Origin of the sequence: Escherichia sp. KTE52 (assembly GCF_000408325.1) — a bacterium.
Taxonomy (GTDB): Bacteria; Pseudomonadota; Gammaproteobacteria; order Enterobacterales; family Enterobacteriaceae; genus Escherichia; species Escherichia marmotae.
In genome coordinates this window covers 1,899,411-1,919,313 of the sequence record NZ_KE138680.1, presented here as the reverse complement: position 1 = coordinate 1,919,313, position 19,903 = coordinate 1,899,411, and the positions used below count along the sequence as shown (strand labels likewise).

Below are 19,903 nucleotides of genomic sequence, written 5' to 3'. Positions count from 1 at the left end.
CTTTACGCCATTAACTTCTCAAATTCATGCGATGCAAAAGGCATCGCCACAATTACGCCCGGGCAGCCCGGCTCACTTCATTTGCCACTCGCTCGGTGGCATCCGGAATGGATGCAGCACGGGCGCGTTCTGCCATGGTTAATAAGGTTTCTCGCGACCACCCGGCCAGGGTGTTGGCGACAGCGTCCACAGTAAGTTGCGGTTGCTCGATAATTTTGGCTGCGCCCGCTTTTTCCAGCGGCAGCGCATTCCAGTATTGCTGACGGTCTTTATGCTGAAACGGCACAAACAATGCCGGTAGCCCCGCCGCGGCGATTTCACTCACCGTCAACGCGCCGGAGCGGCAAACAACGACATCCGCCCATGCATAGGCCGCCGCCATATCATCAATAAATTCTGTCACTTTATGCTGCGGTTGCCCCGCTTCGGCATAAGCCTGTTCAACAGATTGTTGCGAACCTTTGCCACTCTGATGCCAGATAGTTACCGTATCGCCCAGCTTTGCTGCGACCTGAGGCATTGTCTGGTTAAGAATACGCGCGCCCTGCGAACCGCCCACCACCAACACACGAATCGGGCCTTCACGCCCGGCCAAACGTTGCTGCGGTAACGGCAGCGCCAGCACATCGGTACGCACCGGGTTACCAACCACTTCCGCATTGGGGAAAGCGCCTGGAAACGCCTGCATCACTTTGGTGGCAATTTTCGCCAGCCATTTATTGGTCAAGCCTGCAATGCCGTTTTGTTCGTGAAGTACAACCGGAATGCCTAACGACCATGCTGCCAGACCACCAGGCCCGGAAACGTAGCCGCCCATCCCGAGCACCACATCAGGCTTGTAAGCTTTCATAATTGCCCGCGCCTGCCGCCAGGCGTTAAAGATACGCAGCGGAGCCACGAGTAATGCTTTGATCCCCTTACCACGCAGGCCGGAGATACGAATAAAGTCGATCTCAATACCGTGCTTCGGCACTAAGTCCGCTTCCATACGATCGGCAGTACCCAGCCAGCGAACTTGCCACCCCTGGGTCATTAAATGGTGCGCAACCGCCAGCCCGGGGAACACATGTCCGCCAGTACCGCCAGCCATCACCATTAATCGCTTCCCTTGACCACTCATCGTGAACCTCGTGCAAACGCCTGCGCTTTCTCCAGACGCGTTTCATAATCAATACGCAACAGCATCATGATGGCTGTCGACATAATCAGTAAACTCGAACCACCGTAACTGATCAGCGGCAATGTCAAACCTTTGGTCGGTAGCATCCCCGCCGCCGCGCCTACGTTAACCAGCGCCTGGAAACTAAACCAGATGCCAATTGAACAGGCGAGAAAACCAGAAAAGCGGTGGTCAATTTCTAACGCTTTACGGCCAATCGACATCGCACGAAAAGCGACGAAGAATACCATTAAAAGCGCCAGCACCACACCGATATACCCCAGTTCTTCTCCGATAATGGCGAAAATAAAGTCAGTATGCGCTTCCGGCAGATACTCCAGTTTTTGTACCGAGTTACCTAAACCTTGCCCCCACAATTCGCCACGACCAAACGCCATCAATGATTGCGTCAACTGATAGCCGCTGCCGAACGGGTCTTCCCACGGGTTCCAGAACGCGGTAACGCGGCGAATACGGTATGGTTCAGCGAGGATCAGCAACACAACCGCTGAAATCCCCATGCCGATAATGGCAATGAATTGCCATAATTTCGCCCCCGCCAGGAACAGCATCGCCAGCGTGGTCACAAACAACACCACCACCGTACCGAGGTCAGGCTGCGCCAGCAGCAACACTGCCAGTACCAGAATCACCCCCATCGGTTTCAGGAAGCCGCGCAAGTTATTACGCACTTCGTCACCTTTGCGCACCAGATAGTTGGCGATATAGCAAAACAGCGACAGCTTAGTCAGTTCCGCAGGCTGAATACGCAGCAGGCCGAGATCGATCCAACGCGATGCCCCTTTAACTGAGCTACCCACCACCAGCACGATCATCAGCAAGATGATTGACCCGAGCAGCATTGTGGCGCTGTAGCGCTGCCAGAACTCCATCGGCAGGCGCAGCGTAATGATCGCCAGAATGAACGCCAGGATCAGGTAAACACCATCACGCTTCGCGAAGAAGAACGGATCGTTGGTTAAGCGTTGCCCGATGGGCATTGACGCCGAGGTCACCATGATAAAGCCAATCGCCGCGAGGCCGAAGGTCAGCCACAGCAAGGTACGATCGTACATGATCAGGCTGTCGGTATCTTTTTCCCGCGAGCCCATCACCCAGCCCTTCAGCGCCGTGGAGATCCAGACCAGGATACTGAATCCCGGCAGACGCGGCATTTTCAGGCGAGGGAAAGATAAACGCATCAACCAAACTCCTTCGCCAGACGAGCAAATTCATTGCCCCGTTGTTCAAAGTTCTTGAACTGATCGAGGCTGGCACAGGCCGGAGAGAGCAGAACCATATCTCCCGGTCGCACGCGCGGAGCCAATAGACGCATCGCCTGCTCCATGGTTTCGGTTTGTTCAGTCACTTCTGGGCGTAAAGCCGCTAACTGCGCACCGTCGCGACCGAAGCAATACAGACGAACGTTATCGCCATTCAGATAGCGCGCCAGCGGACTAAAATCCGCCGATTTGCCATCGCCGCCTAACAACAAGTGCAGCGTACCGTCAACATGCAAGCCGTTTAGCGCGGCTTCCGTACTGCCGACGTTGGTAGCTTTCGAGTCGTTAATCCAGCGTACGCCATTGTGCTCAAGCACCACTTCAAAGCGATGCGGCAGACCGGTAAAAGTCGTTAGCGCTGTCAGGCTGCTGGCTCGCGGTAACCCTGCGGCATCCGCCAGCGCCAGTGCCGCCAGCGCATTGGTGTAGTTATGTTGCCCTGAAAGCTTCATCTCTTTCACGTTCAACACTTTCTCACCTTTCACCCGCAGCCAGGTTTCGCCCTGCTGATGATTCAGGTGATAGTCACCCATGTTGACGCCAAAGCTGACGCAACGTTCATCTGCACCGCGGATCGGCATCGTTAAGGCATCATCGGCATTAACCACGCAAACTTTCGCATTTTCGTAAATGCGCAGTTTTGCCGCACGATACTGTTGCAAACCAAACGGATAACGATCCATATGATCTTCAGTTACGTTCAGAATGGTCGCTGCCACCGCCTGTAAACTGGAGGTTGTTTCCAGTTGGAAGCTCGACAGTTCCAACACGTACAGTTCGCACTCATCATCGAGTAACATCAACGCTGGCAGACCAATGTTGCCACCGACGCCAACGTTAACACCTGCTGCTTTCGCCATTTCGCCCACTAAGGTGGTGACCGTACTTTTGCCGTTAGAACCCGTGATCGCCACAATCGGCGCTTGCGCTTCGCGGCAGAACAGTTCGATATCACCAACGATTTCGATTCCGGCATCGGCAGCGGCGCTTAAGGATGGATGCGCCAGCGCAATGCCGGGGCTGGCGACAATAAGATCTGCCGCCATCAGCCATTCATCATTAAGACCGCCAGTATGACGTTCTACCGTTTCGGGTAATTTATCCAGGCCAGGCGGTGTCATACGCGTATCCATAACGCGCGGCGTCACGCCGCGAGCAAGGAAAAAGTCTACGCAGGAAAGCCCGGTGAGGCCCAGGCCGATAATGACGACATTTTTACCCAGGTAATCAGCCATGATTAACGCACCTTCAGCGTTGCCAGACCAATCAGGACCAGCATCAGCGAAATAATCCAGAAACGCACGATGACACGCGGTTCCGGCCAGCCTTTAAGTTCATAGTGGTGATGGATCGGCGCCATGCGGAAAATACGTTGCCCGCGCAGTTTAAAGGAGCCGACCTGCAAAATAACCGACAGGGTTTCGACAACAAACACGCCCCCCATAATCACCAGCAGGAATTCCTGACGCAGCAGCACAGCGATAATGCCCAACGCGCCACCTAACGCCAGCGAACCAACGTCGCCCATAAAGACCTGCGCGGGATAGGTGTTAAACCACAGGAAGCCCAGCCCTGCCCCGACTATCGCGGTGCAGACGATAACCAGCTCCCCGGCGTGTCGCAGATACGGTATATGTAAGTAGCTGGCAAAGTTCATGTTGCCGGTAGCCCAGGCCACCAGTGCAAAACCACCTGCGACAAAGACGGTCGGCATAATGGCCAGACCGTCGAGGCCATCGGTCAGGTTTACCGCGTTACCCGTACCGACAATCACAAAATACGCCAGCAGGATATAAAACAAGCCTAACTGCGGCATCACATCTTTAAAGAACGGCACCACCAGTTGCGTTGCTGGCGTGTCTTTTCCTGCAAGATAAAGTGCGAAAGCAACGCCCAACGCAATCACCGACATCCAGAAATACTTCCAGCGCGCGATCAAACCTTTGGTGTCTTTGCGCACGACTTTGCGATAGTCATCAACAAAACCAATAATGCCGTAACCGACCAGCACCACCAGTACGCACCAGACATACGGGTTGGAGGGATAAGCCCACAAGATCACGGAGACGACAATCGCAGTCAGGATCATGATCCCACCCATGGTCGGCGTGCCGCGCTTACTGAAGTGTGATTCAGGGCCATCGTTACGAACAACCTGCCCGAAGGAGAGTTTTTGCAAATGAGCAATCATGCGCGGGCCCATCCACAATGAGATGAACAGCGCAGTCAGCAGGCTGACGATGGCGCGAAACGTCAGATAGGAAAAGACGTTAAAGCCGGAATAATATTTGACCAAATGTTCGGCCAGCCAAACTAACATGTCCCATTCTCCTGTAAAGCGCGTACTACCTCTTCCATGGCAGCACTACGTGAACCCTTAACTAAAATCGTAATCACCTGTTGCTCTGCAATCAGTGATTTAAGACGCGTAATCAACGCGGATTTATCAGCAAAATGTTCGCCAGCACCGCTGGCGGTGCTGATAGCATGGCTTTGCTTGCCCACGCTTAACACGCGGTCAATACCAGCCGCCTTCGCCGCTTCCCCCACCTGGACATGACAGGCATCACTTTCAGCACCCAGCTCGGCCATATCACCAACCACCAGCACGCGATAACCCGGCATTTCAGCCAGTACCTGAACTGCGGCGGTCATTGAGCCAACATTGGCGTTGTAGGAGTCGTCGAGCAGCAACTGGTTTTCCGCCAGTTGAATGGGGAACAGACGACCAGGAACAGCTTGCAGATTTGCCAGTCCCGTTTTGATGGCATCAAGCGTTGCACCCACGGACATGGAGAGCGCCGCGGCAGCCAACGCATTTGCGATATTGTGACGCCCCGGCAGCGGCAGCAGAACATCGACGCTACCTGTTGGGGTTTGCAGCGTAAATTCAGTACCATGTGAAGTCACATGGATATTGGTAGCGGTAAAATCGCTGTTGGCGGCATTTGGCGAAAAACGCCACACTTTGCGTGAGCCAATCACACTCTGCCAGTTCAGCCAGTCGTTGTTATCGGCATTCATGATAGCGATACCGTTTTCTGGCAGGCCGGTAAAGATTTCGCCTTTCGCTTTCGCGACACCCGCAAGCGAGCCGAAACCTTCCAGATGCGCAGCCGCCAGATTGTTGACCAGTGCGGCTTCCGGACGGGTCAGGCTAACAGTCCAGGCAATTTCGCCCTGATGGTTAGCGCCAAGCTCAATGACCGCGTAATCGTATTCCGGCGTTAAACGCAGCAGCGTCATTGGCACGCCGATGTCGTTGTTGAGATTGCCAGCCGTATAAAGCGTGTTGCCACACTGACTTAAAATCGCCGCGGTCATCTCTTTCACAGAGGTTTTACCGGAGGAACCGGTCAGGGCAACCACACGAGCAGGAACTTGCTGACGAACCCATGCTGCCAGTTCACCAAATGCCAGACGCGTATCGTTAACGATTAACTGTGGCAGGTCGATATCCAGCGGACGGCTAACCAGCAGCGCGCCCGCCCCTCCAGCTTTCGCCTGGTCGGCAAAATCATGGGCATCGAAACGTTCGCCTTTCAGGGCGACGAACAGACAGCCAGGCGTCAATTTACGGGTATCGGTGGTTACGGCGTCAAGGGTGATATCAGCCCCTTTCAGTTCGCCGTTGAGAATATTCGCCAGTTGGCTAAGGGTTACACTAATCATGCGATTACCCCCAGCAAACGCGCCACCGTGACGCGATCGGAGTAGTCCAGACGCTGATTACCGACAATCTGGTAATCTTCATGGCCTTTACCCGCGACCAACACGACATCATTTTCTTTCGCCTGCATAACGGCGCACGTTACCGCTTCGGCGCGCCCTTCCATCACTTTGGCATGTCCGGCGTCTAACATCCCCGCCAGAATATCGTTGATGATGGCACGCGGCTCTTCAGTACGCGGGTTGTCATCCGTTACCACCGCCACGTCGGCAAACTCTTCAGCAATCGCCCCCATCAGTGGGCGCTTGCCTTTATCGCGATCGCCGCCACAGCCGAAGACGCACCACAGCTTACCCGCACAGTGCAGGCGCGCAGCCTGCAAGGCTTTTTCCAGCGCATCCGGAGTGTGAGCATAATCCACAACAACCGTCGGTTTGCCTGGCGCAGTGAACACTTCCATACGTCCGCAAACCGGTTGCAGACGCGCGGCGGTTTTCAGCAGGTCAGCTAATGGGTAACCGAGCGCCAGCAGCGTCGCCAGCGCCAGCAGCAGGTTACTAACGTTGAATGCGCCCATCAGGCGGCTTTCTATTTCCCCATCGCCCCAGCTTGAGGTGAAGCGAATGGTCGCACCGCTGTCGTGATAGTTCACGCCAGTCGCTTTCAACCAGCGGCCATGACAGTTCGGATTGATATTTTCTTCCATCGACACGGCAACCGCGTCCGGCAATTTTGCCAGCCAGCGGCGGCCTACTTCGTCATCAGCGTTGACAATCGCCTGACCGCAATGATGTTCGGAGTAAAGCAACCATTTCGCCGCTTCGTAGTGTTCCATATCACCATGATAATCAAGGTGATCGCGACTTAAGTTAGTAAAGACCGACGCCGCAAATTTCAATGCCGCCACACGGTGCTGTACCAGCCCGTGTGAGGAAACTTCCATTGCGCAAAAAGTCGCGCCCTGATCCACCAGCCCCGCCAGCTCATGCTGAACGTCGACTGCCGAACCGGTGGTATTTTCCGTCGGGATCACTTTACCCAGCAGGCCATTACCAACAGTGCCCATTACCGCGCTGGTTTCACCAAGCAGTTGGCTCCATTGCGCCAGAAGCTGAGTCGTTGTGGTTTTACCGTTGGTGCCCGTTACGCCCACGAGACGTAGATTGTCAGAGGGTTCATGGTAAAAGCGACCCGCCAGTGCTGATAAACGCTCGTTGAGCTGACTGAGATAGATGACTGGTACACCGTGCATTTCACGGATTTCACCGTCGGTCGCCTCATCTTTCGCCTCTGCAATAATGGCAGCCACACCTTGCGCTATCGCCTGCGGGATATATCGACGCCCGTCCGCCTGATGACCTACTACAGCTACAAAGAGATCGCCCGACGCAGCCACACGGCTGTCAAGTGTCATCTCTCGCAGTGCTCGCGAAGGTGCGTCTGGCACCCACGGAGCAAGAAGGTCGCGCAAATTACGATCTGCCACCTGTCCCCTCGCCTTGATTAATCACAAATTCATTTTTATCACCCGTTGTCAGCGCATCCGGCTCGATGTTCATGGTGCGCAATACGCCGCCCATGATGGCACCAAAGACCGGCGCGGAAACGGCACCGCCGTAGTATTTACCCGCCTGCGGATCGTTGATAACAACAACCAGCGCGAAGCGCGGCTGACTCGCAGGCGCAACGCCTGCGGTATAAGCAATATATTTATTGATGTAGCGACCATCCGGCCCGACCTTTTTCGCAGTACCGGTTTTAATAGCAATGCGATAGCCTTTAATCGCCGCCTTCACACCGCCACCGCCTGGTAGCGCCACGCTTTCCATCATATGTACCACGGTGCGGACAATGGATTCCGGGAAGACGCGCTCACCGGGAACCGGGGGGTCAACCTTGGTAATCGACAGCGGGCGATAAATGCCGTAGCTGCCGATGGTTGCGTAGACTCGCGCTAACTGTAACGGTGTTACCATTAGCCCGTAGCCGAAAGAGAAGGTGGCCCTCTCTATGTCAGACCACCGTTGTTTTTGAGGATATAAGCCACTGCGTTCTCCGACCAACCCCAAATTGGTCGCTTTTCCCAGTCCAAAACGTGAGTAAGTATCTACTAACGCTGAGGACGGCATCGCTAACGCCAGCTTGGAAACACCGACGTTACTCGACTTCTGTAAAACCCCGGTCAGGGTCAATTCGCTGTAGCGCGCCACGTCTTTGATTTCGTGGCCGTTAATTCGATAAGGAACGGTATTCAATACTGAGTTTTCCCGCACCACACCACGTTGCAACGCGGTCATCACCACCATCGGTTTAACCGTTGAGCCAGGTTCAAACACGTCGGTGATGGTACGGTTACGCATCGCCTCTTTCGGCGTGCCACTCAGATTGTTTGGGTTGTAAGACGGGCTGTTAGCCATCGCCAGCACTTCGCCGGTATTGACATCCACCAGCACGGCACTACCGGATTCTGCCTTGTTAAAGGCCACCGCGTTGTTCAGTTCGCGATAAACCAGCGCCTGCAGGCGTTCATCAATACTCAACGCAAGGTTGTGCGCCGCCTGGCTGTCGGTAGAAGAAATATCTTCAATTACGCGGCCGTAGCGGTCTTTACGCACAATACGCTCGCCCGGTTGCCCTGTGAGCCATTTATCAAAACTCTTCTCAACACCTTCAATCCCCTGGCTATCGACGTTGGTAAAGCCAATGAGGTGAGCGGTCACTTCGCCGGACGGATAGTAACGGCGGGATTCCTCACGCAGATGAATCCCCGGTAGTTTTAGTTTTTTGATGTAGTCAGCCATGTCAGGGTTAACCTGACGCGCCAGATAGATAAAACGTCCTTTCGGGTTGGCGTTAATGCGGGCTGAGAGCTGATCCAGCGGAATGTTAAGTGCGTTAGCGAGCGCCTTCCAGCGGTCACCGACGCTGATGCCGCCAGCGTCATGCACTTCTTTCGGGTCAGCCCAAATCGCTTTTACCGGTACGCTCACCGCTAACGGACGACCAGAGCGGTCGGTAATCATGCCGCGGGAGGTGGAGACTTGCTGAACGCGAAGAGAGCGCATATCGCCCTCTTTCACCAACATGTCCGGGGAGATAACCTGTAACCACGCTACGCGTCCCAACAGAAAAGCCAGTGCCAGCAAAATACAGCCGCATAACAACGCAAAACGCCAACTGATAAAGTTGGCATGTTCTTCCTGACGTTTTGGTTTCTGCGTTTTCGCCGCTGCTTTCATGCGTCGCGTTTATCCTTATTTTTGCACTACAATATTTTCTTGTGATGGATCAACATGCTGCATCTGCAGCTTCTCTGTGGCGATCCTTTCCACCCGGCTATGGTCACCGAGCGCATTCTCTTCAAGAATCAGGTTGCGCCATTCAATGTCTAAAGCGTCTCGCTCCAGCACCAGTTGTTCGCGCTGAGCGGTCAGCAAACGGGTATGGTGCGCCGTGGTCACCACGGTCACCGCCGTCAAGATAATGCAAATGAACAGACAGAGTGGCAGCTTCCCGAACCGCAAAAGATCGTCACCGATAACGCCAGGCAAGGCATGGCGCTCGTGGCTTCCCATCGATCCTTTAACTTTGCTTAGAGCTTCTGTCACTCTGCTGATCATGCGTTCGTCCTCTCTGCAATACGCAGAACTGAACTTCGGGCACGAGGGTTCTCAGCCACCTCTTCTTCGCCCGGCATCAACTTGCCTAGTGCTCGCAACTGACGGCCACCCAATTTTTTGAGCTGCTCTTCGGTCATCGGTAACCCTGCCGGAACCTGCGGACCGCGACTGTTTTCACGCATAAAGCGTTTCACTATACGATCTTCCAGCGAATGAAAACTGATGATCGAAAGCCGCCCACCCGGAGCCAGCACGCTGAGCGAGCTTTTTAGCGCCTGCTCTATCTCCTCCAGTTCACTGTTCACCCAAATGCGCACCGCCTGGAAGGTACGGGTCGCGGGATGTTTGAATTTGTCCTTCACCGGGGTTGCCGCAGCAACGACTTCCGCCAGTTCTTTGGTACGGGTCATCGGCTGTTCGCGGTTACGCTCAACAATGGCGCGCGCAATGCGTTTGGCAAAACGCTCTTCGCCATAAGTTTTTAATACCCAGGCAATATCAGCTTCTTCTGCGCTTTGTAGCCACTCGGCGGCAGACTGGCCGCGTGTCGGATCCATACGCATGTCCAGCGGACCGTCGCGCATAAAGGAAAAACCGCGTTCTGCATCATCGAGTTGCGGTGAAGAGACACCAAGATCGAGAAGAATTCCGTCAATCTTGCCGATAAGATCACGCTCAGCGACGTATTCGCCCAGCGCGGAGAAAGGTCCATGTATGATGGAGAAGCGCGGATCATCAATAGTCTTTGCGACGGCGATAGCCTGCGGATCGCGATCGATTGCCAACAAACGCCCCTCTTCGCCAAGTTGCGAAAGGATCAGACGTGAGTGACCACCGCGACCGAAAGTCCCATCAATGTAAATGCCATCAGGACGGATATTGAGGCCGTTTACGGCTTCGTCCAGCAGCACCGTGGTGTGTTTATAGTTTTCCATCATTTTATAGAGACAAGTCCTGCAGTCGTTCCGACAAGCTTTCGGTAACAGACTGTTCAGCGTCGATATCTTCCCTGACCTGTTGATGCCAGGTTGTTTCATCCCACAGTTCAAACTTGTTGAACTGTCCAACCAACATCACTTCTTTTGTCAGCCCGGCATGTTGCCGCAGTACTGGCGCGATTAATAATCGACCTGCGCCATCCATCTGACATTCACTGGCATGGCCTAACAGAAGGCGCTGCACACGGCGCTCAACCGGGTTCATGCTCGACAGACGCGATAATTTTTGCTCGATAATTTCCCATTCAGGAAGGGGGTAAAGCAGCAGGCATGGGTGATGAATGTCAATGGTACATACCATTTGACCGGCAGCGTTCCCGAGCAGCTCTTCCCGATAACGGGTGGGCACCGATAAGCGCCCTTTACTGTCGAGATTGACTAACGTTGCTCCCCGGAACATGCCAGTCTTCCCCCAATTACCACTTTATCCCACAAATTCCCACTAAAAGGAGTTTACGGAGCGGAGGAAAAGCTTGTCAAGCCAGGAACATTCTTTACCGAAGCAAAAAACCCAATGTTTACGACTAATATCTGCATTGTTTAAAAATCGCCCAACGAACGAAGCAAATTAACGTCATGAATAGTTGTAAGAAAAATTCCCACTCATCATTACCGTTTTAAAAACGACTCCATTTTCCTTAATGAAAATATAAAGTGTCAGTTTGCGACGCGAGCGGCATTTTAGGACATATCGCCCCCGGATAACAGTCCCTGTTGCGCGTGCACCGCGCCTGACGCCAGTGGCTTTGTGTAAAAGTTTAGAAAAGTGTTTGTTTAATCGGCAATTGACGATTTGCATGTAACAAAATAATGCAATCGCAACCTGGCGTTACGCCTTAATTATCATTAGGCACAAAGAATGAAGTTAATTGGGGAGATATTTCGAAGGTCTTATGGATAATTGTCAGGAATAGTCTTATTTACATAAAGGATATTGATGTCCAATTACGTACTCAATGCGCCAGCGACAATCCGCTGACGCATCATTTTCTGTTTAACGCTTAGCTACGGCTGAGGATGCCACGGCGATAGAGATTTCGTTTGATGCGCGTTAAGCCCGGTTTTGGCTTACGCGGCTCATCCAGGCTCGCCAGGACAATCTCCAGCACGCGTTCTGCGACATCACGATGACGCTGAGCCACCGCCAGCACTGGGCATTGTAAGAAGTCGAGCAATTCGTTATCGCCAAAGGTCGCAATCGCCAGATCGGAAGGAAGTTTGCCATCGCGGCGCAACGTAACATCCATAACCCCCTGCAACAATGCAAAAGAGGTAGTAAACAGCGCCTGCGGCATCGGATGCGTTTCCAGCCATTTTTCGAATAGCTGGGCAGCGGCTTCCCGCTCATAGCTGTTGGCATAAAGAAAATGCACTTCGCGCGGATCATCTTTCCAGGCCGTGCGGAAACCCTGTTCACGCAGGAAGCTGACAGAAAGCTCCGGCAATGCACCAAGATAAAGCACTGTCTCGGCCGGAAACTTACGTAACTCTTCCGCCAACATTTCAGCATCATCCTGGTCAGCGCCAACGACGCTGGTAAAGTGTTCACGATCAAGCGCACGATCCAGCGCGACAATCGGGAACGGGTCGTTAGCCCAGCGTTGATAGAAAGGATGCTCTGGCGGCAGCGACGTCGAAACAATGATGGCATCGACCTGACGCTGTAAAAGATGCTCAATACAACGCATTTCGTTGTCTGGCTGATCTTCGGAACAGGCAATTAATAGCTGATAACCACGTTGCCGCGCCTGGCGTTCAAGATAGTTAGCAATACGGGTGTAACTTGTGTTCTCCAGATCGGGGATCACAAGACCAATAGAACGTGTGCGTCCAGCACGAAGCCCAGCCGCCACGGCATTCGGGTGGTAATTGTGCTCACGCACCACAGCCATGACTTTTTCAACGGTTTTGTCGCTCACACGGTATTGCTTCGCTTTGCCGTTAATAACATAGCTTGCAGTGGTCCGCGATACTCCCGCCAGCCGAGCGATTTCATCCAGTTTCACAATTGCCCCTTGCGTAAAATGTAAAAACCATAACCATTGTACTGGTATGGATTAAATTCATTAACATCTAAGCGCAGAAAATTAACTGCGGCAACTGCTTTTATTCCAGGTTCCTACTGAATTCGCAAAAAAAGCCCAACGTGACATGCTGGGCTGTAAATTGCGCATTGAGATCATTCTTAACGCATTATTTTATCGCCGCGTGAAAGTCCGACAACGCCGGAGCGGGCAACTTCAACAATTTTCGCCACATCGCGAATCGATGCTAAAAATGCATCGAGTTTATCGCTGGTTCCCGCCAGTTGAACGGTATAAAGCGACGGTGTGACATCGATAATTTGCCCACGGAATATTTCCGTATTGCGTTTCACTTCGTCACGTCCGTAGCCGCTGGCCTGAATTTTCACCAGCATAATTTCCCGCTCAACGTGCGCGCCCTGCCCCAGTTCGCTCACGCGCAAGACATCGACCAGCTTGTGTAATTGCTTTTCGATCTGCTCAAGCACTTTTTCATCGCCCACGGTCTGGATAGTCATGCGCGATAATGTCGGATCGTCGGTTGGCGCAACGGTCAGACTTTCAATGTTATAGCCACGCTGGGAAAAAAGGCCGATCACACGGGATAACGCGCCTGATTCATTTTCGAGTAATACTGATAATATCCGGCGCATAATCAGGTTCTCTCCGTTTTGCTTAACCACATTTCATCCATTCCACCCCCGCGAATATGCATCGGGTAGACATGCTCACTGCCATCAACGGTGACATCAACAAACACCAGACGGTTATTACCGACCTGCTCAAGTGCCTCGCTCAGTTTGCTTTCCAGCTCATCCGGACGTGAAATTTGGATACCCACATGGCCATAGGCTTCTGCCAGACGGACGAAATCTGGTAGCGACTGCATATAAGATTGTGAATGACGGCCGGAATAGATCATGTCCTGCCATTGCTTCACCATCCCCAGGTAGCGGTTATTGAGATTCACCACCAGCACCGGCAGTTCATATTGCAAGGCTGTAGACAGTTCCTGAATGTTCATCTGAATACTGCCATCGCCAGTGACGCAGACCACGGTTTCTCCCGGCAGTGCCATTTTGACGCCCAGCGCCGCAGGTAAACCAAAGCCCATAGTGCCGAGGCCGCCGGAGTTGATCCAGCGACGCGGTTTATCGAAAGGATAATAAAGCGCGGCGAACATCTGGTGTTGCCCGACATCGGACGTCACATAAGCGTCCCCCTTCGTCAGTCGCCAGAGCGTCTCGATCACCGCCTGCGGTTTAATGCTTTCACTGTGGGTATCATATTTCAGGCACTGGCGAGCGCGCCACTGTTCAATTTGCTGCCACCAGTCGCGGATCTCATCCAGAGGTTGCGAAGAGGTTTCTTGCGGTAACAATTCCAGCATTTGCTCCAACACCAGACGCGCATCGCCAACGATCGGGATGTCGGCGGTCACGGTTTTTGAGATCGAGGTAGGATCGATATCAATATGTAACACTGTCGCATTTGGGCAGTACTTTGCCAGATTGTTAGTGGTGCGATCATCAAAGCGTACACCAACCGCAAAAATGACATCAGCATTATGCATCGTCATATTAGCTTCGTAAGTGCCGTGCATTCCCAGCATTCCCAAGGCCTGACGATGCGTTGCCGGAAACACACCTAATCCCATTAATGACGAGACGACAGGAAGATTAAGTTGCTCAATAATCTGTTTGAGTTGTTGATGGCAACCCGCAGTCACTGCGCCACCGCCAACGTAAATTACCGGTTTTTTCGCCGCCACCAGCGTTTGCAGCGCGCGTTTAATCTGCCCCTTATGGCCCAGCGTTGTTGGGTTATAAGAGCGCATACTGACCGACTCCGGCCAGACGTACGGTAATTTGTTCGCCGGATTAAGAATGTCTTTCGGTAAATCAACCACCACAGGCCCAGGACGACCGCTTGCCGCCAGCCAGAATGCCTTTTTCAGCACCTGCGGTATATCTTCCGTTTGCTTAACCAGAAAACTGTGTTTAACCACCGGCCGGGAAATTCCCACCATGTCACACTCCTGAAAGGCATCGTAACCTATCAGCGAGGTTGCTACCTGCCCGGAAAGGATAACCAGCGGAATGGAGTCCATATAGGCAGTGGCGATACCAGTAATTGCGTTGGTGGCCCCAGGGCCCGATGTCACCAGCACAACGCCCACTTCTCCGGTCGCGCGCGCCAGACCATCGGCCATATGCACTGCCGCCTGTTCATGACGAACTAATACGTGATCAATACCGCCCACGGTATGCAATGCATCGTAAATATCAAGGACTGCGCCTCCGGGGTAACCGAATACTTGTTTAACGCCCTGATCGATAAGCGATCGGACGACCATCTCGGCTCCAGACAACATCTCCATGGCTTGCCTCACTGTTTGGCGGAAAAAATGTGTAAAACACATTAACCGTCCGATCTGGCTTAAGCAATTGACAGGCAGAGTCACAAGCGTGAATAAATAAGAATAAACAGGAGGAAAGGAGAAAATAAACGATAAAATACTCCAGAATGGCGGACAGAATTGATAATAAATCGGCTAAATCTGCCTCGTTACAGCAATTTCTCTATTTTTTATTATTTCTAATATCAGGGTGAACATGCATTCAGAATAAAATTCTACATTGAATAAAAAATGCAGAATAAACCAGAGATGCACACCTGATTTACTCTGCCTCTGCTTAACGTTTACAAATAGAGACTAATTGCTCTTCCATCCATTGATGACCTTTATCACGCCCGGCTGCCTCATGCCAGGAGAGGTAACAGGTTCTGCTATTTTGTTTTAATGGCAGCGGTAATATCTGCAATTCTAAGGATTCAGCAAACTCCTCAGCCAGCCAACGAGGCGCAATAGCGACAAGATGTGTTTGTGACACCACGCTAAGGACGCTCATCATTGCCATTCCCTGATAAGCGATACTGGCTTGTTTATCTACTGTGTCGTACCACGGTTGACTAAACGACGCGAAACGGTCGAGCGAAACTGCCGCATGTTGTTCGTTATAAACATCATGTTTCAGTAATGGGCCGTTAATCGTCGGATGCTTCTTACTGGCTACCAGTACCATTTCATCTTTAAATAATGGAACGCTGGTAAATTCAGGACGATGGAAGTCTTCATAACTAATAACGAACTCTGTTTCCTGATAACGGAGTTGATGTTCGGTGTTCTGATTTAATGAAGACTTGAATATCACATGAATATTTGGCGCAATTTGCTCAATGTGATTATAAATCTGCGAGGTCAGAATGCTATCTAACGGGCTGCAAACGCAGAGATGGAATACGCGCTCGCTGCTGGAAGGCTCAAACCCTGAACCCGGTAACTCGTTTTGTACTAATTGCAGCGCCTGACGCACAGAGCCAAAAAGCTGAAATGCGCGGGCAGTCGGTTGGATGCCACGACCATAACGAACAAACAACTCGTCATTAAACATCACCTTCAGGCGTGCAACAGCATTACTGACCGCAGGTTGCGACATTCCCAGAACATGCGCGGCACGAGTAATATTCTGCTCCTGCATCACAGCATCGAAAACGGTTAATAAGTTTAAATCGACCATACGCAACTGTGGCTTGCTTAACTCCACAATCTCCGCAATCTCTGGATGATCTGTTTTTACCTCTGACATACTTAACTCCACTGTCACACTTAACTCCCTTTCCCTTATTGGAATGCAGAGAAATAATCCTGAAAAATATGATTTACCATGCATATAAAATAAGAAGAAGGAAAATGAGTAAAATTAGGAAAACATAAAGATAAGGGTTCTGATAAAAACAGAATCCATTGCCGTGCGAAGAGTCATTCATCACAGCTTAATAATCCATAATGTTTTTGTTGCGAAAACATTCTAATCATAACCACCGCGAATACTCAATCATCTAAAAAATGGATTAATTGTGCTAATTTAATGCTTATTTTATGCGTTTAATATATTAATCCTTAACATTAATCGATCAATAATATTCACTAAATCAATATAAAACATTCGTACAGCATATAATTCAATACAAATCATCAGGATAGTTGCGGTAGCGAGCAAGTTTTACTCTTTCTTACCTCGTTGATTAAATGCAATAAATTATTCTGAAGTATGTCTACCAATGAAAAGTATGAGCGGTTAAACAGAAATTAATATCGACTGTTTTTACTCTTGCAGCACAATTAGCTAATTTGACGCATACAGAACTCTCGCTGGTGAACCGTTTTTGTTGCATCAGGGTTGACATCCGTTTTTGTATCCAGTAACTCTAAAAGCATATCGCATTCATCCGGAGCTGATTTAATGACTCACATCGTTCGCTTTAACGGTCTACTACTACTAAACGCATCTTCTTTGCGCGGTAGACGAGTGAGCGGCATCCAGCATTAAGCCAGCACGCAGTCAGACAAAAAACCCGCGCATTGCGCGGGTTTTTTTATGCCCGAAGCGAAGCGCCCTAAAAGAGACAAGGATCCAAACTATGAGCCAGCAAGTCATTATTTTCGATACCACATTGCGCGACGGTGAACAGGCGTTACAGGCAAGCTTGAGTGCGAAAGAAAAACTGCAAATTGCGCTGGGCCTTGAGCGAATGGGGGTTGACGTGATGGAAGTCGGTTTCCCCGTCTCTTCGCCGGGCGATTTCGAATCGGTGCAAACCATTGCTCGCCAGGTCAAAAATAGCCGCGTTTGTGCGTTAGCCCGTTGCGTGGAAAAAGATATCGACGTGGCGGCAGAATCCCTGAAAGTTGCCGAAGCCTTCCGTATTCATACCTTTATTGCCACCTCCCCAATGCACATTGCCACCAAGCTGCGCAGCACGCTGGATGAGGTGATCGAACGCGCCATCTATATGGTGAAACGTGCACGCAATTACACCGATGATGTTGAATTTTCTTGCGAAGACGCCGGACGCACACCGATTGCCGATCTGGCGCGAGTGGTCGAAGCAGCAATTAACGCCGGTGCCACTACCATCAACATCCCGGACACCGTGGGCTATACCATGCCATTTGAGTTCGCCGGAATCATCAGCGGTCTGTATGAACGCGTACCAAACATCGATAAAGCCATTATTTCCGTACACACTCACGATGATTTAGGCCTGGCGGTCGGCAACTCGCTGGCGGCGGTACATGCCGGAGCACGGCAGGTAGAAGGTGCGATGAACGGGATCGGTGAACGCGCGGGTAACTGTTCGCTGGAAGAAGTGATCATGGCGATCAAAGTGCGTAAGGATATTCTCAACGTCCACACCGCCATTAATCACCAGGAGATATGGCGCACCAGTCAGTTAGTTAGCCAGATTTGCAATATGCCGATCCCGGCAAACAAAGCCATTGTTGGCAGCGGCGCGTTCGCACACTCCTCCGGTATTCATCAGGATGGCGTGCTGAAAAATCGCGAAAACTACGAAATCATGACACCAGAATCTATTGGTCTGAACCAAATCCAGTTAAATCTGACCTCTCGTTCTGGTCGTGCGGCAGTAAAACACCGCATGGATGAGATGGGATATAAAGAAAGTGAATATAATTTAGACAATCTGTACGACGCTTTCCTGAAACTGGCAGATAAAAAAGGCCAGGTATTTGATTACGACCTGGAGGCTCTGGCCTTTATTGGTAAACAGCAAGAAGAACCGGAACACTTCCGTCTGGATTACTTCAGTGTGCAGTCGGGTTCTAACGATATCGCCACTGCCGCCGTCAAACTGGCCTGTGGCGAGGAAGTCAAAGCAGAAGCCGCCAACGGTAATGGCCCGGTCGATGCCGTCTACCAGGCGATTAACCGTATCACTGACTACAACGTCGAACTGGTGAAATACAGCCTGACCGCCAAAGGCCACGGTAAAGATGCGCTGGGTCAGGTGGATATCGTCGCTAACTACAACGGTCGCCGCTTCCACGGCGTCGGCCTGGCCACCGATATTGTCGAGTCCTCCGCCAAAGCAATGGTGCACGTGCTGAACAATATCTGGCGCGCCGCAGAAGTCGAAAAAGAGTTACAACGCAAAGCTCAACACAGCGAAAACAACAAGGAAACCGTGTGATGTCGAAGAATTACCATATTGCTGTTTTACCTGGGGATGGGATCGGGCCGGAAGTCATGACCCAGGCCCTGAAAGTACTGGATGCCGTGCGTAACCGCTTTGCGATGCGTATCACCACCAGCCATTATGATGTTGGCGGCGCAGCCATTGATAACCACGGGCAGCCGTTGCCGCCAGCGACGGTTGAAGGCTGTGAACAAGCCGATGCCGTACTGTTTGGCTCGGTAGGTGGCCCGAAGTGGGAGCATTTGCCGCCAGACCAACAACCAGAACGCGGCGCGCTGTTACCTCTGCGTAAACATTTCAAATTATTCAGCAATCTGCGCCCGGCAAAACTGTATCAGGGGCTGGAAGCATTCTGTCCGCTGCGTGCTGATATTGCTGCTAACGGCTTCGACATCCTGTGCGTGCGTGAGTTAACCGGCGGCATCTATTTCGGTCAACCGAAAGGCCGTGAAGGTAGCGGTCAGTATGAAAAAGCGTTTGATACCGAGGTATATCACCGTTTTGAGATCGAGCGCATTGCCCGCATCGCGTTTGAATCTGCCCGCAAACGTCGCCGCAAAGTCACGTCAATCGACAAAGCCAACGTGCTGCAATCCTCTATTTTATGGCGGGAGATCGTTAACGAGATCGCCATTGAATATCCGGATGTTGAACTGGCGCATATGTACATCGACAACGCCACCATGCAGTTGATTAAAGATCCGTCGCAATTTGACGTGCTGCTGTGCTCCAACCTGTTTGGTGACATTCTTTCTGACGAATGCGCGATGATTACCGGTTCGATGGGGATGTTGCCTTCCGCCAGCCTGAACGAACAAGGTTTTGGTCTGTATGAACCGGCGGGCGGCTCTGCGCCGGATATCGCAGGAAAAAACATCGCTAATCCAATTGCGCAAATTCTGTCGCTGGCGCTGCTGTTGCGCTACAGCCTGGATGCCGATGATGCGGCTTCTGCTATTGAACGCGCCATTAACCGCGCATTAGAAGAAGGCATTCGCACCGGAGATTTGGCCCGTGGCGCTGCCGCCGTAAGTACCGATGAAATGGGCGATATCATTGCCCGCTATGTGGCAGAAGGGGTGTAAT

Annotated in this window: 18 protein-coding genes; 3 read left to right on the top strand and 15 right to left on the bottom strand. The window is 51.8% G+C overall.

Translation table 11 applies throughout. The features are described 5' to 3' along the window. Nucleotides 1-52: 52 nt before the first annotated feature. From murG to leuO, 15 genes are all read right to left on the bottom strand, one after another. A complete protein-coding gene (gene murG, locus A1SC_RS02795; RefSeq protein WP_000016580.1) occupies nt 53-1,120 on the bottom strand; it encodes an undecaprenyldiphospho-muramoylpentapeptide beta-N-acetylglucosaminyltransferase in 1,068 nt (355 codons plus the stop codon). After that, a complete protein-coding gene (gene ftsW, locus A1SC_RS02800; protein ID WP_001517743.1) occupies nt 1,117-2,361 on the bottom strand; it encodes a cell division protein FtsW in 1,245 nt (414 codons plus the stop codon). Before ftsW ends, murG begins: the two co-directional genes overlap by 4 nt. Beyond that, nucleotides 2,361-3,677 (bottom strand): UDP-N-acetylmuramoyl-L-alanine--D-glutamate ligase, encoded by a 1,317-nt coding sequence (gene murD, locus A1SC_RS02805; RefSeq protein ID WP_016262865.1) that lies wholly within the window; start codon nt 3,675-3,677, stop codon nt 2,361-2,363. The genes ftsW and murD overlap by 1 nt, the downstream gene beginning before the upstream one ends. A gap of 2 nt (nt 3,678-3,679) precedes the next feature. Continuing rightward, nucleotides 3,680-4,762 carry a phospho-N-acetylmuramoyl-pentapeptide-transferase gene (mraY, locus tag A1SC_RS02810; protein WP_000964135.1) on the bottom strand — a complete coding sequence of 361 codons (1,083 nt, stop codon included), beginning with the start codon at nt 4,760-4,762 and terminating at the stop codon, nt 3,680-3,682. Beyond that, nucleotides 4,756-6,114: a UDP-N-acetylmuramoyl-tripeptide--D-alanyl-D-alanine ligase gene (murF, locus tag A1SC_RS02815; protein ID WP_001517742.1), complete on the bottom strand. Its 1,359-nt coding sequence runs from the start codon at nt 6,112-6,114 to the stop codon at nt 4,756-4,758. Before murF ends, mraY begins: the two co-directional genes overlap by 7 nt. Further along, on the bottom strand, nt 6,111-7,598 hold the full coding sequence (murE, locus tag A1SC_RS02820) for a UDP-N-acetylmuramoyl-L-alanyl-D-glutamate--2,6-diaminopimelate ligase (RefSeq protein ID WP_000785156.1): 1,488 nt from the start codon (nt 7,596-7,598) through the stop codon (nt 6,111-6,113). Before murE ends, murF begins: the two co-directional genes overlap by 4 nt. Next, nucleotides 7,585-9,351 carry a peptidoglycan glycosyltransferase FtsI gene (gene ftsI, locus A1SC_RS02825; protein ID WP_000642204.1) on the bottom strand — a complete coding sequence of 589 codons (1,767 nt, stop codon included), beginning with the start codon at nt 9,349-9,351 and terminating at the stop codon, nt 7,585-7,587. The genes murE and ftsI overlap by 14 nt, the downstream gene beginning before the upstream one ends. A gap of 15 nt (nt 9,352-9,366) precedes the next feature. After that, nucleotides 9,367-9,732, bottom strand: coding sequence for a cell division protein FtsL (gene ftsL / locus A1SC_RS02830; protein WP_000625658.1), 366 nt, complete (start codon nt 9,730-9,732; stop codon nt 9,367-9,369). Next, nucleotides 9,729-10,670 carry a 16S rRNA (cytosine(1402)-N(4))-methyltransferase RsmH gene (gene rsmH / locus A1SC_RS02835; protein ID WP_000970467.1) on the bottom strand — a complete coding sequence of 314 codons (942 nt, stop codon included), beginning with the start codon at nt 10,668-10,670 and terminating at the stop codon, nt 9,729-9,731. Before rsmH ends, ftsL begins: the two co-directional genes overlap by 4 nt. A 1-nt stretch (nt 10,671) precedes the next feature. After that, a complete protein-coding gene (gene mraZ, locus A1SC_RS02840) occupies nt 10,672-11,130 on the bottom strand; it encodes a division/cell wall cluster transcriptional repressor MraZ (protein ID WP_000488289.1) in 459 nt (152 codons plus the stop codon). 601 nt (nt 11,131-11,731) lie between these two features. Beyond that, on the bottom strand, nt 11,732-12,736 hold the full coding sequence (gene cra / locus A1SC_RS02845; RefSeq protein WP_001517741.1) for a catabolite repressor/activator: 1,005 nt from the start codon (nt 12,734-12,736) through the stop codon (nt 11,732-11,734). A gap of 81 nt (nt 12,737-12,817) precedes the next feature. Then, a complete protein-coding gene (locus tag A1SC_RS25300; protein ID WP_032141500.1) occupies nt 12,818-12,904 on the bottom strand; it encodes a hypothetical protein in 87 nt (28 codons plus the stop codon). A gap of 11 nt (nt 12,905-12,915) precedes the next feature. Then, complete coding sequence (gene ilvN, locus A1SC_RS02850; RefSeq protein WP_001252744.1) at nt 12,916-13,407, bottom strand: acetolactate synthase small subunit; 492 nt, start codon at nt 13,405-13,407, stop codon at nt 12,916-12,918. A 2-nt stretch (nt 13,408-13,409) separates the two neighbouring features. Beyond that, nucleotides 13,410-15,134, bottom strand: a complete 1,725-nt coding sequence (gene ilvI / locus A1SC_RS02855; protein ID WP_000425629.1) for an acetolactate synthase 3 large subunit — start codon at nt 15,132-15,134, stop codon at nt 13,410-13,412. A 316-nt stretch (nt 15,135-15,450) separates the two neighbouring features. After that, a complete protein-coding gene (leuO, locus tag A1SC_RS02860) occupies nt 15,451-16,404 on the bottom strand; it encodes a transcriptional regulator LeuO (RefSeq protein WP_001517740.1) in 954 nt (317 codons plus the stop codon). 657 nt (nt 16,405-17,061) lie between these two features. Between leuO and leuL the strand changes: the two genes are divergently transcribed. The 3 genes from leuL to leuB all read left to right on the top strand — a co-directional run bounded on the left by leuL (nt 17,062) and on the right by leuB (nt 19,902). Then, complete coding sequence (gene leuL / locus A1SC_RS0122505) at nt 17,062-17,148, top strand: leu operon leader peptide (protein WP_010378126.1); 87 nt, start codon at nt 17,062-17,064, stop codon at nt 17,146-17,148. A 91-nt stretch (nt 17,149-17,239) separates the two neighbouring features. Continuing rightward, nucleotides 17,240-18,811 carry a 2-isopropylmalate synthase gene (gene leuA, locus A1SC_RS02865; protein ID WP_016262864.1) on the top strand — a complete coding sequence of 524 codons (1,572 nt, stop codon included), beginning with the start codon at nt 17,240-17,242 and terminating at the stop codon, nt 18,809-18,811. After that, a complete protein-coding gene (gene leuB / locus A1SC_RS02870; RefSeq protein ID WP_000042367.1) occupies nt 18,811-19,902 on the top strand; it encodes a 3-isopropylmalate dehydrogenase in 1,092 nt (363 codons plus the stop codon). Before leuA ends, leuB begins: the two co-directional genes overlap by 1 nt. Nucleotide 19,903 lies beyond the last annotated feature (1 nt).